Origin of the sequence: Aliihoeflea sp. 2WW, from assembly GCF_000497755.1 — a bacterium.
Taxonomy (GTDB): domain Bacteria; phylum Pseudomonadota; class Alphaproteobacteria; order Rhizobiales; family Rhizobiaceae; genus Aliihoeflea.
In genome coordinates, this window is sequence record NZ_AYOD01000001.1 from 183,262 (window position 1) to 196,751 (window position 13,490).

Annotated in this window: 14 protein-coding genes; 8 read left to right on the forward strand and 6 right to left on the reverse strand. The window is 64.9% G+C overall.

Annotated elements, in window-relative coordinates:
* Positions 1-5: 5 nt before the first annotated feature.
* On the reverse strand, positions 6-647 hold the full coding sequence (gene folE, locus ALII_RS0100925) for a GTP cyclohydrolase I FolE (protein ID WP_024585462.1): 642 nt from the start codon (positions 645-647) through the stop codon (positions 6-8).
* Between the two features lie 241 nt (positions 648-888).
* Between folE and ALII_RS0100930 the strand changes: the two genes are divergently transcribed.
* From ALII_RS0100930 to ALII_RS0100950, 5 genes are all read left to right on the forward strand, one after another.
* Positions 889-1,335, forward strand: coding sequence for an iron-sulfur cluster assembly scaffold protein (locus tag ALII_RS0100930; RefSeq protein WP_024585463.1), 447 nt, complete (start codon positions 889-891; stop codon positions 1,333-1,335).
* Between the two features lie 10 nt (positions 1,336-1,345).
* Positions 1,346-1,636 carry a nucleotidyltransferase domain-containing protein gene (locus tag ALII_RS0100935; protein WP_024585464.1) on the forward strand — a complete coding sequence of 97 codons (291 nt, stop codon included), beginning with the start codon at positions 1,346-1,348 and terminating at the stop codon, positions 1,634-1,636.
* A 10-nt stretch (positions 1,637-1,646) separates the two neighbouring features.
* Positions 1,647-1,979: a membrane protein insertion efficiency factor YidD gene (gene yidD, locus ALII_RS0100940; RefSeq protein ID WP_024585465.1), complete on the forward strand. Its 333-nt coding sequence runs from the start codon at positions 1,647-1,649 to the stop codon at positions 1,977-1,979.
* Between the two features lie 86 nt (positions 1,980-2,065).
* Positions 2,066-4,039: a threonine--tRNA ligase gene (gene thrS / locus ALII_RS0100945; RefSeq protein ID WP_024585466.1), complete on the forward strand. Its 1,974-nt coding sequence runs from the start codon at positions 2,066-2,068 to the stop codon at positions 4,037-4,039.
* A gap of 68 nt (positions 4,040-4,107) precedes the next feature.
* The gene (locus tag ALII_RS0100950; protein WP_024585467.1) at positions 4,108-4,986 is read left to right on the forward strand and encodes a 1-acyl-sn-glycerol-3-phosphate acyltransferase; all 879 of its coding nucleotides are present in this window, start codon (positions 4,108-4,110) and stop codon (positions 4,984-4,986) included.
* On the opposite strand, the gene ALII_RS0100955 is transcribed toward ALII_RS0100950, so the two are convergent.
* A complete protein-coding gene (locus ALII_RS0100955; RefSeq protein ID WP_024585468.1) occupies positions 4,983-6,119 on the reverse strand; it encodes a hypothetical protein in 1,137 nt (378 codons plus the stop codon). The genes ALII_RS0100950 and ALII_RS0100955 overlap by 4 nt on opposite strands.
* A 152-nt stretch (positions 6,120-6,271) precedes the next feature.
* On the opposite strand from ALII_RS0100955, the gene ALII_RS0100960 reads away from it, so the two are divergent.
* Positions 6,272-6,850, forward strand: a complete 579-nt coding sequence (locus tag ALII_RS0100960; RefSeq protein ID WP_024585469.1) for a nitroreductase — start codon at positions 6,272-6,274, stop codon at positions 6,848-6,850.
* A complete protein-coding gene (locus ALII_RS0100965) occupies positions 6,850-7,458 on the forward strand; it encodes a flavin reductase family protein (protein WP_024585470.1) in 609 nt (202 codons plus the stop codon). Before ALII_RS0100960 ends, ALII_RS0100965 begins: the two co-directional genes overlap by 1 nt.
* On the opposite strand, the gene ALII_RS0100970 is transcribed toward ALII_RS0100965, so the two are convergent.
* Together ALII_RS0100970 and ALII_RS0100975 are read right to left on the reverse strand one after the other, a co-directional pair.
* Entirely contained in the window at positions 7,455-8,327 is an 873-nt protein-coding gene (locus tag ALII_RS0100970) for a CoA ester lyase (protein ID WP_024585471.1), read from the reverse strand. The genes ALII_RS0100965 and ALII_RS0100970 overlap by 4 nt on opposite strands.
* Positions 8,327-8,779: a MaoC family dehydratase gene (locus tag ALII_RS0100975; RefSeq protein WP_024585472.1), complete on the reverse strand. Its 453-nt coding sequence runs from the start codon at positions 8,777-8,779 to the stop codon at positions 8,327-8,329. Before ALII_RS0100975 ends, ALII_RS0100970 begins: the two co-directional genes overlap by 1 nt.
* 105 nt (positions 8,780-8,884) lie before the next feature.
* Between ALII_RS0100975 and ALII_RS0100980 the strand changes: the two genes are divergently transcribed.
* Positions 8,885-10,006, forward strand: a complete 1,122-nt coding sequence (locus tag ALII_RS0100980; RefSeq protein ID WP_051375729.1) for a DUF2336 domain-containing protein — start codon at positions 8,885-8,887, stop codon at positions 10,004-10,006.
* Positions 10,007-10,105: 99 nt separating this feature from the next.
* On the opposite strand, the gene parE is transcribed toward ALII_RS0100980, so the two are convergent.
* On the reverse strand, positions 10,106-12,169 hold the full coding sequence (gene parE, locus ALII_RS0100985) for a DNA topoisomerase IV subunit B (RefSeq protein WP_024585474.1): 2,064 nt from the start codon (positions 12,167-12,169) through the stop codon (positions 10,106-10,108).
* 140 nt (positions 12,170-12,309) lie between these two features.
* Positions 12,310-13,410, reverse strand: coding sequence for a helix-turn-helix transcriptional regulator (locus ALII_RS0100990; RefSeq protein WP_024585475.1), 1,101 nt, complete (start codon positions 13,408-13,410; stop codon positions 12,310-12,312).
* Between the last annotated feature and the right edge of the window lie 80 nt (positions 13,411-13,490).

Here is a 13,490-nt window from a genome sequence, read left to right on the forward strand (position 1 = left end):
GACGGTCAGGGCGCGCGGAAGTCGCGCAGCGACATCAAAAAGCGTGCCTGCTCCTCCGGATGGTCGCGGAACGCACCCGTGAAAGTCGACGTCATGGTGCTCGAGCCGGACTTGCGAATGCCGCGCATGGCCATGCACATATGCTCGGCTTCGATCACGACGGCCACGCCGCGGGGCGTCAATGCGTCCTGGATCACGCCGGCGATCTGCGCTGTCATCGCCTCCTGCGTCTGCAGGCGGTGGGCGAAGATATCGACGACCCGCGCGATCTTCGACAGGCCGACGACCTTGCCGTCCGGCAGGTAGCCGACATGCGCCTTGCCGATGATCGGCACCATGTGGTGCTCGCAGTGCGAGTGAAACGGAATGTCGCGGATCAGGACGAGATCGTCATAGCCCGCAACTTCTTCGAAAGTGCGGCCCAGCTCTTCGAACGGGTCCTGATCGTAGCCGGAAAACATTTCCCGATAGGCTTTTGCGACGCGTTTAGGCGTATCGACCAGCCCTTCGCGGTCCGGATTGTCTCCGGTCCAGCGCAGGAGGACGCGCACCGCCGCTTCGACTTCGACCTGTGTCGGGCGCGGCTGCTGTTCGAGGGTCGTATCGGCGTCGGCACGGTTGGGGAATGATTTCACAATTGCGTCCATGAAAGGCGTCTCCCGTAGTTCCCCTCTACGGAGGAACGAGTTGAACGGACCACAGCCTTTCCCGGATTTTTTGGCAGATCCTGCCGTCGATCCGAAATGGCGTGCATGCGGCCAACCCTCTTTCGCCGGCACGGCTTGTCGGGTCGATCGCACAACCACTATATATTCGCCTATCGGCCGATGAAAAGGCATGGCAGCGGCGACGATTTGTTCAGCCGCGCCGCAGGAGCTGGAAACTGCGATGATCGACGACGTCTACAACGCGAAAATCCTGGGGTTTGCGGGCAACATCGAACGGCTCGGCCGCCTGTCCGACCCGGACGCGAGCGCGACCGCCCATTCCAAGCTCTGCGGCTCGACCGTCACCATTGATCTCAGAATGGACGGCGACGAGGTGGTCGATTTTGCCCATGAGGTGAAGGCCTGTGCGCTCGGGCAGGCATCCTCCTCCATCATGGCTCGCCACGTCGTCGGCGCCCGCGCCGACGAATTGCGCTCCGTGCGCGAGACGATGCGTCGCATGCTCAAAGAAAACGGCACGCCGCCCGAAGGCCGCTTCGCCGACCTGCGCTACCTCGAGCCCGTTCGCGACTATAAGGCCCGCCACGCCTCGACCATGCTCACCTTCGACGCCGTCGTCGACGCCATCGACCAGATCGAGAAGAAGCGCGCCGGACAGGCGGCGTAGGAGAAAAAACATGCGCCCATCCGAATCGCTTGCCAGGCACCGGGATGAGGTGCTCGCCGTCATCGCCCGCTACCCCGTCGACAATCCGTGCCTTTATGGTTCGGTGGCGCGAGGTAGCGACTCCGAGGGCAGCGATATCGACATTCTCGTCGAGGATCGCGAGCCCATGTCGACATTCGAACTTGCCGATCTGGAACTCGAACTGGAAGCGCTTCTCAATACGAGGGTCGATGTGCGGCTGCGGGCCGACCTGTCGAAGGATGTTGCCGGCCGCGTGGCGAGCGACCTTCGGCCGCTGTGATCGAAGACAGATGATCAGCCGCTCGCGCAACTGGTCCGGCGCCTGGCCGCGCACGCCGGGGCGGGTGTTCGGCACCGGTTTCGTCCGCCTCTACCAGCTCACGCTCTCCGGCTTCGTCGGCAATTCGTGCCGGCATTATCCGACCTGTTCGGAATTCGCCTATGAGGCCATCGCGCGGCATGGCTTGTGGCGCGGCGGGTTCATAGGGCTCTTTCGTGTCATGCGGTGCGGGCCCGGCGGCACGCACGGCATCGACCTCGTGCCCGAACGGCTCGACCGCGATCAGGCATGGTACGCGCCGTGGCGTCTTTGGCGCGTAAGCCGCAAGAGTGGCGCCGCCTGACCTTGTCCGTGCCCGATTGATCGGCTAAACGCGCGGACATCGACAACCACCTGCGCTCGTTTGCAGGACTGGATAGGAAGCATTCCATGCCTGAAGTCTCCCTGACATTTCCCGATGGTTCCGTTCGCGCGCACGATGCCGCGGCGACGGGGGCCGATCTCGCAAACTCCATCTCCAAGTCGCTGGCCAAGAAGGCGGTCGCCTATGCGGTCGATGGCCAGGTGCGCGACCTGTCCGAGCCGCTCGGCGCCGATGGCGCGGTCGAGATCATCACGCGCAGCGACCTGCGCGCGCTGGAGCTGATCCGCCACGACGCCGCACACGTGTTGGCTGAGGCGGTGCAGGAGCTTTGGCCGGGCACGCAGGTCACCATCGGCCCCGTCATCGAGAACGGCTTCTACTACGATTTCGCACGCGACACGCCCTTCACGCTCGACGACCTGCCGGTCATCGAGAAGAAGATGCGCGAGATTATCGGTCGCAACAAACCCTTCACCAGAGAAGTCTGGACGCGTGACAAGGCGCGGCAGGTCTTCGCCGACAAGGGCGAGGCCTACAAGGTCGAACTGATCGACGCCATTCCCGCCGACCAAGACCTGAAGATTTACGCGCAGGGCGACTGGTTCGACCTTTGCCGCGGGCCGCACATGGCCTCGACGGGCCAGGTCGGCAATGCCTTCAAGCTGATGAAGGTCGCCGGCGCCTACTGGCGCGGCGATTCCAACAATCCGATGCTGACGCGCATCTACGGCACGGCCTGGGCCGAACAAGCCGAGCTCGACGCCTATCTCCACATGCTGGAGGAGGCGGAGAAGCGCGATCATCGCCGGCTCGGGCGCGAAATGGACCTTTTCCATTTTCAGGAGGAAGGGCCGGGCGTCGTCTTCTGGCACGCCAAGGGCTGGCGCATGTTCCAGAAGCTGACGGCCTATATGCGCCGCCGGCTCGAAGGCGACTATGACGAGGTCAATGCGCCGCAGGTGCTCGATTCCTCGCTCTGGCAGACGTCGGGTCACTGGGGCTGGTACAAGGAAAACATGTTCGCCGTGCAGTCGGCAGACCCGAAGGCCGAGGACCAGCGCGTCTTCGCCCTGAAGCCGATGAACTGTCCGGGCCACGTCCAGATATTCAAGCACGGCTTGAAGTCCTACCGCGAACTGCCGATCCGCCTTGCAGAATTCGGCACGGTTCACCGGTACGAGCCTTCAGGCGCGCTGCATGGCCTGATGCGCGTTCGCGGCTTCACGCAGGACGACGCGCACATCTTCTGCACCGACGAGCAGATGGCGGCCGAATGCCTGAAGATCAATGATCTGATCCTCTCGGTCTACGAGGATTTCGGCTTTGACGAGATCGTCGTGAAGCTCTCGACACGCCCGGAGAAGCGGGTCGGTTCCGACGCGCTCTGGGATCGCGCCGAATCCGTCATGATGGACGTGCTCAAGCAGATCGAGGCGCAATCGGGCGGGCGCATCAAGACCGGTATCCTGCCGGGCGAGGGCGCATTCTACGGGCCGAAGTTCGAATATACGCTGCGCGATGCGATCGGCCGCGAATGGCAGTGCGGCACGACGCAGGTCGACTTCAACCTGCCGGAACGCTTCGGCGCCTTCTACATCGACAAGGATTCGGAAAAGAAGCAGCCGGTAATGATCCACCGCGCCATCTGTGGGTCGATGGAACGCTTCCTCGGTATCCTGATCGAGAACTTCGCCGGTCACTTCCCGCTCTGGTTCGCGCCAGTGCAGGTCGTCGTCGCGACGATCACCTCCGACGCCGACGACTACGCGAACTCGGTCGTCGCCAAGCTCAAGGCCGCCGGCATCCATGCCGAGCCGGATTTGCGCAACGAGAAGATCAACTACAAGGTCCGCGAGCACTCGATGGCCAAGGTCCCGGTGATCCTCGTCTGCGGCAAGCGCGAGGCGGAGGAGGCCACGGTCAACATGCGCCGTCTCGGCTCGCGCGACCAGCAATCGCTGTCGCTGGCCGACGCGCTGGAGAAGTTGCGGGAGGAAGCGATCGCGCCGGACCTGAAGCGGATTGCTGCCGCAAATTGATCGAATGGGGGCGGCGTCAGCCGCCCCTTTTCACATGGCTGTCATGGCGTCGAGCGACACTTCGCCTCATGATCGCGATTCGCCGCCAGCGCCTCTTTCCCGAACTGACTTACGCCAATGAGGGCCACCGCCGGCTGCAGCGTTTCCTGATCGAGCATATCGAGAGCCTTTCGGGGCGCGACCGCTTCGCAGCGCTCTACGACATCTGGCGCCGCGACGTCGCGCCAGGCGGTGTCGACCTCTTCTCCACCATGCTGCGCATGGTCGGGATCGAGCTTCGCATCGATGGCGTCTGGCCGCCGGCGCGCCTGCCCGACACGCCTCTGGTCATGGTCGCGAACCATCCGTTCGGAATTGCCGATGGCATCGCGATTCTGGCGCTCGCCGAGCGGCTCGGTCAGCCGTTCCGCGTGATGATCCACAAGGATCTGATGCGGATTTCGGAGATGGCGCCCTACGCGTTGCCGATCGACTTCTCCGAAACGCGCGAGGCGGTCGCCGCCAATCTGGCCGTGCGCAACGAGGCGCTGCGTCTCCTCAAGGAGGGCGTCACCATCGTGGTCTTCCCGGCAGGCGGCGTCGCCACCGCGACGCGGATCGTCGGGAAGGCGAGCGATCTGGAATGGAAGATGTTCCCGGCCCGGTTGGTTCGCGATGCGTGCGCATCGGTCGTGCCGCTGCATTTCGCGGGCCAGAACAGCCGCTGGTTTCACCTTGCGAGCCGTTTTTCGATGACGCTGCGGACCGCCCTTCTGATCCCGGAATTCACGAAGCGCGCCGGCCGCCCGATGGACGTGCGGATCGGCCCCGTCATTCACGCCGACGAATTCGATCGCGAGCGCAAGGCGGTCCTTGCACGGATGTACCGGGCGGTTTTCGACCTTGCCACCGACCGCCGATCCCGCCCGGCAGCGCCGGCCGCCATCGGCGATCTCTCGATCGGCTAATCGCCGGAAGCGTCGATCCGCTCGCCGCCATTTTCGTCGGCAATGACCTCGACATCGCTGTTGCGGCCGGCAACGACCCTGAATTCGCGCTGGTAAAGGCGTTCGCGGTTGCGTGCGACGGCGACATACTCGCCTTCCGCGAGCACCATCGAGGCGAATGCGCCAACGCTTTCGCGCACGATGTCGCCCGAATCGGTCAGCACCGCCCAGGATGTGTCGGCGATTGCCTCGCCGCCCGCCTCGCGCACCAGCTTCATGGTAATCTCGGCCGCCTTGTGCTCGACGGTCGCCTCGGTCAACTGGCCGGCCTCGACACGGATGTCGGAGCGGATCACGGCATTGACGTTCCCGTAGGTCGAGACGACGTGGTAGGTGCCGCTGTTGAGACGCACGACGGCCTTGGGGCTGACATTCGGCACGATCAGCGCACGCTCGCCCGCTGCATCGCCGGCACCTTCATAGATCGAGAAACGCAGTTTGTCGGGCGGAATGCCGGCACCGCCCGAGAGCACGGCGTCGAGCTTCAGCCCGCCTGCGTCGAGCACGAACTGCTCGTCGCGTGCATTGGGGCCGAGGGTGATGCGCTTCGTGGCGCCCGCCCGGCCGAACGTCGCATGGACGAGGTAGCTGCCCGGATCGAGTTGGAAATTGCTGGTGCCGCCCTGCGCGGTCGCGATCAGCGGCAGGCGCCCGTCCGGGCCCGGTTCCGGCCGGAAGACGCGCCAGACCATGCCGCGTTCGATCTCCGAACCCTCTCCCGTCAGTCGGGCCGACAAGGTGAGCGATCCGGCGCCGGGCATGGCGAGCGGTACTCCGATCGACGGCGCGGCATATCCGGTGATGCCGGGCAATTCGATCTGCGGCAAGGGCGAGGGGAGCTGAATCTGCGGCAGCGCGCCGACGCCGCCGTCGGGCTGCGACTGGATCGGGGGCAGCGAAAGGGGTGGCGGTGTCGTCGCGCCGGGAATTTCGAGCCGTGGCATGCCGCCGCTCGGCGCTCCGAAACCCAGATTGCGGCCAGGACCTGGTCCACCACCGAACCCGCCCCCAAGGCCGCCGGGTCCGCCATCCTGCGCCTGCGCCGGCAGGGCGCCCGCCAGGACGGCGAGAAGGACGGCGCGGATCAGTCGCATTGTGAACGGTCTGGCACGGGAAACATGCCTTGCGTTGAACCCGAAACCGGTGGCAATTTCAAGGCTCCAGACCGCGCCGACGTGCCGGTTCGTTCACCGTGCGATCGCCGTTCTTCCCGCCGGTTCAATCCCTTGGAAGAGGAAACCCAGATTTGACGTCTTCGACGATCGAATTCCTTCTCAACAGGAAGTCCGCTCCCATCGCCGAGTTGCACGCGCCCGGGCCCTCCGACGATGAAATCCGTACGCTCCTGACCATCGCCGCGCGCGTGCCCGATCATGGCCGGCTGGCGCCCTGGCGGTTCATCGTCTATCGCGGCGAAGCGCGGGAACGCGTCGGCGAAAAGCTTGCGGAACTCGCCGAAAAACGCGAAGGCCCGCTCACCGATGCACGCCGCGAGCAGGAGCGCACGCGCTTTTCGCGCGCGCCGCTCGTCATCGGCGTCGTTCACGTGCCGCGCGAGAATCTGAAGATCCCGCAATGGGAGATGTTCCTGTCCGGCGGTGCCGTCGCGATGAACCTCCTCGTTGCAGCCGGCGCCATGGGCTATGGCGCGAACTGGATCACCAACTGGTATTCGGATGTCGAAGAGGGCAGGGCGATTCTAGGCCTCAAACCGGAGGAGCGCGTCATCGGCTTCGTCCATATCGGCTCCTTCGACGGCGAGGCGTTCGAGCGCCCGCGCCCCGACATCGACGCGCTGATCACCGAATTCGGAGCCGCTTCCTGATGTTCTACGAACCGAAGAACGGCCACGGCCTGCCGCACGATCCGTCGAAGGCGATCGTCTCGCCCCGCCCGATCGGCTGGGTCTCGACACTGTCCGGCGAGGGCGCACTGAACCTTGCACCCTACTCCTTCTTCAACGCGCTGACGACCACGCCCTTCCTCGTCATGTTCTCTTCGGAAGGCGAGAAGGACAGCGTCGTCAATGCGCGGGCAACGGGCGAGTTCGTCATCAACCTTGCCAGCCGCGATCTTGCCGAGGCGATGAACGCCAGCGCTGTCGACGCGCCGTACGGCACGAGCGAGTTCGACTACGCCAGGCTCGAAACCGCGCCGTCGACGCTGGTCGCACCCCCGCGCGTCGCGCATGCCCATGCCGCGCTCGAATGCAAGGTCACCGAGATTTTCCGCCCGGTCGGTCTGAACGGCGAGCCTTCGGCCGCAACCGTCGTCATCGGCGAAGTCATCGGCGTCTATATCGACGACGGTGTCCTGACGAACGGCCTCTTCGATGTCGTCAAGGCGGGCAATCTCGCCCGCCTCGGCTACATGGACTATACGTCTGTCACCGAAACCTTCGCCATGCGCCGCCCTCGCTGGAACGCCGACTAGGCAGTCCCGGCAGCCTGCGCGCGCGCGATCAGGCGTTCGGCGCGCCGCAGGTGGGGACGGTCGTACATTGCGCCATCGATGCCGACGACGCCGGGGTTGCCGGCCGCAGCAAACGCATCGATCACCGCGTGCGCATGGGCGACCGCGTCGGCCGACGGCGTGAAGACCTCGTTGATGATCGGCACCTGCGCCGGATGGATCGCCATCCGCCCGGTGAACCCATCGCGGATGCCGGCTACGCAGTCCTTGCGAAAGGCATCCTTGTCGCGGAAATTCGGGAACACCGTGTCGATCGCGGCTGCCTGCGCTGCGCTCGCGGCCAGCAGCGTCACCGCCCGCGCCAGTTTGAAGATTTCGGTGTAGACGCCCGTCTCGTCCCGCGTCGCGCTTGCGCCGATATCGGCCGAAAGATCCTCCGCGCCCCAGGTCAGCGCGCCGAGCCGGGCATGAGCGCGGTAGGTCGAACCGGCGAGCACGCTCGCGCCCGTCTCGGTGATGATCGGAATGATCCGCGTAGCCCCGTCCTCGATTCCGTGGTCGGCTTCGTGGACGCGCAGCTTGACAGACAGATGCTCCAGATCGGCATATCCGCTGCATTTCGGCAGCATGATCGCATCGGGCCGCGCAGCCATCACGGCCGCGAGATCGTCATCGGTGAGGCCGGTCGTCAAATCGTTGACGCGGACGACGAGCAGAGGTCCGGTCGGCCGCCGGTTTGCAACGAAGTCGCGCGAGAGTTCGCGCGCCGCCGGCTTGTTGGCCGCAGATACCGAATCCTCCAGGTCGAGGATCAGCGCGTCGGCGCCGGAGTTGAGCCCCTTGTCGAGCTTGCGCTCCGAATCGCCGGGAACGAAAAGCAGCGAGCGCATCAGGCGGGCTTCCTCAGCATCATGGCCTGGCGCGTGCATTTCGCCACCAGCACGTCGTTCTGGTTATAGGCGCGGTGCTCGAATTCGACGATGCCGCGATCGGCCTTCGACTTCGACGGCCGTACGCTCTTCACCTCGGTCTCCACGCGCACCGTGTCGCCGTGGAAGAGCGGATGCGGAAACACCGTGTCGGTCATGCCGAGATTTCCGATCGTGGTGCCGAGCGTGGTGTCATGCACCGAAATGCCGATCATCAGGCCGAGCGTGAACAGCGAGTTGACCAGCGGCTTGCCCCACTCGCTCTTCGCCGCGAAATCGAAATCGATGTGGAGCGGCTGCGGGTTCAGCGTCATGGCCGAGAACAGCATGTTGTCGCTCTCGGTGACCGACTTGGTCAGCGTATGCCGGATAACGTGTCCCGGCACGAATTCCTCGAGGTAAAGTCCTGCCATGAAAGGCTCCTCCTGATCGCGAACGTGACGCGTTAAAGAACATGGTGAACCGTTCGTAAACCAATTCGGGCTAGCGTCCACGCATAGTTTGCGAAGGGGGCGGGCGTGACGACGGCAATCGCGGAAACATATCTACGCTCGACGCGCGCATCCGAGCGCGCCGCTGCCGCCGCATATCTCGCCAACGCCGCTCTTGCCGCCGAGACGCCCCGCGACGACCGCCATGCCGCCATCTCCGCGCTGACGCTCCTCGCCGACGACCCATCGCCGAACGTGCGCGCCGCCATCGCCCTGGCGCTTGCCGGCAGCCGCCGCGCGCCGCTGCACATCGTCCTGCACCTCGCCAAGGACCAGCCCTCCGTCGCAGCGCCGATCCTCCTGCGCTCGCCGCTCTTGACCGAGGGTGACCTCGTCGAGCTCGTCGCCACGCTCGACGCGCGCGGACAGACCGTGATCGCACGGCGGGCAGGGCTCACTCCCGGTGTCACCGCAACGCTTTCGGCCTTCGGACCGCGTGAGGCCGTCATCGAACTCGCCCGCAACGACGACGCCGAAATCCTGCCCTCGGCCTTCCGTCAGATGGTCGAACGCTTCGGCTGCGACGCCGAATTGCGCGAGATCCTGATCCGCCAGGCGCGGCTGCCCGTCGATTGCCGCCACAGGCTCCTCGCCAGCATCGGTGATGTCCTCAGCCAATCGGCCTTCGTCAAGGCGACGATCGGTTCGGAGCGCGCGGCGCGCGTCACGCGCGATGCCTGTGCCCGTTCGACCGTCTCTCTCGTCGAAGGCGCGCGGACGGCGGAGATGTCCGAACTCGTCGCACGCCTGCGCGAGACGGGGCATCTCACCACCGCTTTCGTCCTGCGCTGCATGGCGCTGGGCAAGATGGAGTTCTTCGTTCATCTCGTCGCGCATCTCTCGACCGTTCCGCAGGAGCGCGTACGCACGATCCTCGTCTCGGGCCGCGACCTCGCCATCACGGCCCTTTTCGAGAAGGCCGGGTTTGCAGCGCCAATCCACCAGCCACTCGTCGGCGCCATCCATGTCTGGCGCTCGGTCGCGCGCGGCGACCGGATCGCCGGCGTCCGGGAGGCGAGCCAGGCGATGATCGATGCGATGGGCGAGGAGAATTCTTCGCAGGCCGGCCCGGTCGTCAGCCTGCTGCGCCAGGTCCAGGCCGACGCGATGCGCGCGGCCGCGACTGAAACGGTGCGGATCGCCGCTTAGACCGGCGGGCATTCCGACGAATGCCAAGTATGCCGCTCTAGCTGTCTTTCCCATCCGCATTTGTGCGACGCCAGACGATTCCGTCTGGCTGCAAATGCTCTAGATATCCAGTTCGCCAGCGAACTCGGCATTGTCCTGGATGAAGCGGAAGCGCAGTTCGGGCTTGGTACCCATCAGCGCATCCATGGACGCCCTGGTCGCGTCCTCGCTCTCGTGGACCTCGACGCGCAGCAAGGTCCGCTTGCGCTTGTCCATCGTCGTTTCCTTGAGCTGGCTCGCCAGCATCTCGCCCAAACCCTTGAACCGGCCGAGCTCGACCTTGCCGCGCCCGGTGAATTCGGTGCGCATCAATTCATCTTTATGCGCGTCATCCCGCGCGTACATCGTCTTGCCGCCCTGCGTCAGCTTGTAGAGCGGCGGCACGGCCATATAGAGATGCCCGCCGCGCACGAGCTCCGGCATCTCCTGATAGAAGAAGGTGATCAGCAGCGAGGCGATGTGCGCGCCGTCGACATCCGCGTCGGTCATGATGATCACGCGGTCGTAGCGCAAATCCTCCTCGCGGTATTTCGACCGCGTGCCGCAGCCGAGCGCCTGGATCAGGTCGGCGATCTGCTGGTTGGCGGTCAGCTTCTCGCGCCCGGCGCTCGCCACGTTCAGAATCTTGCCGCGCAGCGGCAGCACGGCCTGGCTCGCCCGGTCGCGTGCCTGCTTGGCCGAGCCGCCGGCCGAGTCGCCCTCGACGATGAAGAGTTCGGCGCCCGCCGCCGCGTTCTGCGTGCAGTCGGCCAGCTTGCCGGGCAGGCGCAGCTTGCGCACCGCGCTCTTGCGGCTGACTTCCTTTTCCTGGCGGCGTTTGACGCGTTCATCGGCGCGCGCGATGACCCATTCCAGAAGCTTCGAGGCTTCCTGCGGATTGTCGGCGAGCCAGTGGTCGAAGGGATCGCGCACCGCGTTTTCGACGATGCGCTGCGCTTCGCCGGTCGCCAGCCTGTCCTTGGTCTGGCCGACGAATTCGGGTTCGCGGATGAAGACCGACAGCATGCCGGCCGCCGAGATCATCACGTCCTCGGAGGTGACGATCGATGCACGCTTGTTGCCGGTCAGTTCCGCATAAGCGCGCAAGCCGCGCAGCAGCGCATTGCGCAAGCCCGTTTCGTGGGTGCCACCTTCCGGAGTCGGGATTGTGTTGCAATAGGAGTTGAGGAAGCCATCGCCGCCGTGCCAGGTGACGGCCCATTCGAGCGAACCATGTCCGTTCGACTTCTCGCTCTTGCCCGAAAAGGGCTCGCGCGTGACCTGGTATTCGGTGCCCAGCGAGGCGAGGAGGTAGTCCTTCAACCCGCCGGGGAAGTGGAACGTCGCCTTGTCAGGCGTCTTGTCCTTCTCGCCGATCAGCGTCGGATCGCACGACCAGCGGATTTCGACGCCGCCGAAGAGATAGGCCTTGGAACGCGCCATCTTGTAGAGCCGCGCGGGCTCGAAGCGCGCATTGGCGCCGAAGATCTGCGCGTCGGGATGGAAACGCACCTTCGTACCGCGCCGGTTCTGCACGTCGCCGAGAAACTCCAGCCCGCCTTGCGGAATGCCGCGCGAGAAGCGCTGGCGGTAGAGCTTGCGCCCGCGCGCGACCTCGACCTCGAGATCGTCCGACAGCGCGTTGACCACCGAGACGCCGACGCCGTGGAGGCCACCCGACGTCTCGTAGACCTTCGAATCGAATTTTCCGCCCGCATGCAGCGTCGTCATGATGACTTCGAGCGCGGACTTGTCCTTGAATTTCGGGTGCGGGTCGACCGGAATGCCGCGGCCGTTGTCGGTCACCGACAGGAAGCCGTCGGCCGAAAGCTCGACCTCGATGAAGGTCGCGTGGCCGGCCACCGCCTCGTCCATCGAATTGTCGATCACTTCGGCGAAGAGGTGGTGCAGCGCCTTTTCATCGGTGCCGCCGATATACATGCCCGGCCGCCGGCGCACCGGCTCCAGCCCTTCCAGCACCTCGATGTCGGCAGCGCTGTAGCCGTCGCTGGCGTCCTTCGTCGCAACGGCCGCCGGTGGCGCCGCGCGCTTCGCCGCGGCGACGATCGGGTCGGCGGGACGCGCCGCGGGCTTGGCCGGCGTCGAGGCGTCGAGGTCGCCGAAGAGGTCGTTGTTGTCGTCCATGGGCGGCAGGTTGGTCCGTTCGCGAATCAGATCGAGCGTGCTCGCAGGGCTGTCATCATAGCCGGGGGCCTTCTAATGCAGGAGATCGCGGCAAAAATGAAGGGGCGCGTTCCCGATTCGTCCACAGGCAAGAGCGCTGGTCAGCCAAGCGGGCCATGCAGGGCAAGACCTTGGAGCTTGCGGATCAGGTCGACGCGCGAGTTGGATTCCGTCTTTGCGTAGATGTGCTTGATCTGCGTCCGCACGGTTTCCACGGAAATTCCATGCCGCTCCGCGATCATCCGCGCCGATAGCCCCTCGATCAGGCCGAGGACCACCCGCTGCTCGGCGCCGGACAACTGAAACAGCTTGCCGACATCTTCGATGTCGGTTGCTCGCAGTTCCCGCGCCATCGGTTCGATGAGAACGAGGATGGACGGCCCCTCGAAAAAGGCGGGAACGGGGTCCTTCTCGATCGACACCAGGGTTATGCGTTCCGTTCGCGAAACGAAGGTCAGCGTCTTGGGCCCCACATAATCGCGCCTGCACATCAGCCGAAGCGCGTCGTCGGCTCCGGGCACTTTCAGCCGCAAGCTGCGCCCGAGCGTGCGAATGCTGGTGCCGTCCATCATCATTTCGCGGGCCGCAGGCGAGGCGGCCGTGACCATTCGATCCTCGTTCACGACGAGCGCGCCCGCGCTGATGGCATCGAGTATCGAATGGCCGACTGGCCCGATCGCCTCACGCGCGACGGATCGCCTGTAGAATGAGAAAGCGCGCCGCAGATGGGGCGAGATTTCGCCGAACATCCGTGCCAGCGGTTCGTTCTCGTTACCGTCCGCCTGCCCGGTGAAACCGATCAGGAAAAAGAAGCAGGACGGATCGCGGATCGCGGTCACGCCAACGGCCGATTCGATGCCCTGCGGCCGCAAATAGTCGTTGTAGAATTCGCTCTTCAGGAAGATTTCGCGCGCGCAAAGAGCATCGGCAACTGTCCCCAGATCGACAGGCCGCTCCAGCGCGGCCGGTGTCAGGGGGTTCACATTTACGTAGTAGTCGCGGAAGCTGACCGCATCCGCTTCGTCCATCGGTGAGGCGAGATTGAAAATGCCCTTCTTCTCGCTCGGATTGTAGCAGAACAGGCTCGCCTTGCCGCCGGGAACGCGGGCCGCGAAATTGCCGACAAAACTCTCCCAGCTCGTCCGTCCAACCAGACAAGCATAGATTTCATCGACGACCGCTTCGGTTTGAGGAGATGACATAGCAGTCCCCGCCGTTCACGGAATTTTGAGGTCTAAACCAGTTTGACGCAAGTCCATGGCTCGAGGCACGCGTCGGCCGT

Excerpts from the sequence above, each read along its gene's own strand:
- folE (WP_024585462.1), bottom strand. The coding sequence starts at position 647 with ATGGACGCAATTGTGAAATCATTCCCCAACCGTGCCGACGCCGATACG.
- ALII_RS0100970 (WP_024585471.1), bottom strand. The coding sequence starts at position 8,327 with ATGCGCTCGCTGCTTTTCGTTCCCGGCGATTCGGAGCGCAAGCTCGAC.
- ALII_RS0100930 (WP_024585463.1), top strand. The coding sequence starts at position 889 with ATGATCGACGACGTCTACAACGCGAAAATCCTGGGGTTTGCGGGCAAC.
- ALII_RS0100975 (WP_024585472.1), bottom strand. The coding sequence starts at position 8,779 with ATGGCAGGACTTTACCTCGAGGAATTCGTGCCGGGACACGTTATCCGG.
- parE (WP_024585474.1), bottom strand. The coding sequence starts at position 12,169 with ATGGACGACAACAACGACCTCTTCGGCGACCTCGACGCCTCGACGCCG.
- ALII_RS0100935 (WP_024585464.1), top strand. The coding sequence starts at position 1,346 with ATGCGCCCATCCGAATCGCTTGCCAGGCACCGGGATGAGGTGCTCGCC.
- ALII_RS0100965 (WP_024585470.1), top strand. The coding sequence starts at position 6,850 with ATGTTCTACGAACCGAAGAACGGCCACGGCCTGCCGCACGATCCGTCG.
- ALII_RS0100950 (WP_024585467.1), top strand. The coding sequence starts at position 4,108 with ATGATCGCGATTCGCCGCCAGCGCCTCTTTCCCGAACTGACTTACGCC.
- ALII_RS0100955 (WP_024585468.1), bottom strand. The coding sequence starts at position 6,119 with ATGCGACTGATCCGCGCCGTCCTTCTCGCCGTCCTGGCGGGCGCCCTG.
- thrS (WP_024585466.1), top strand. The coding sequence starts at position 2,066 with ATGCCTGAAGTCTCCCTGACATTTCCCGATGGTTCCGTTCGCGCGCAC.
- ALII_RS0100990 (WP_024585475.1), bottom strand. The coding sequence starts at position 13,410 with ATGTCATCTCCTCAAACCGAAGCGGTCGTCGATGAAATCTATGCTTGT.
- yidD (WP_024585465.1), top strand. The coding sequence starts at position 1,647 with ATGATCAGCCGCTCGCGCAACTGGTCCGGCGCCTGGCCGCGCACGCCG.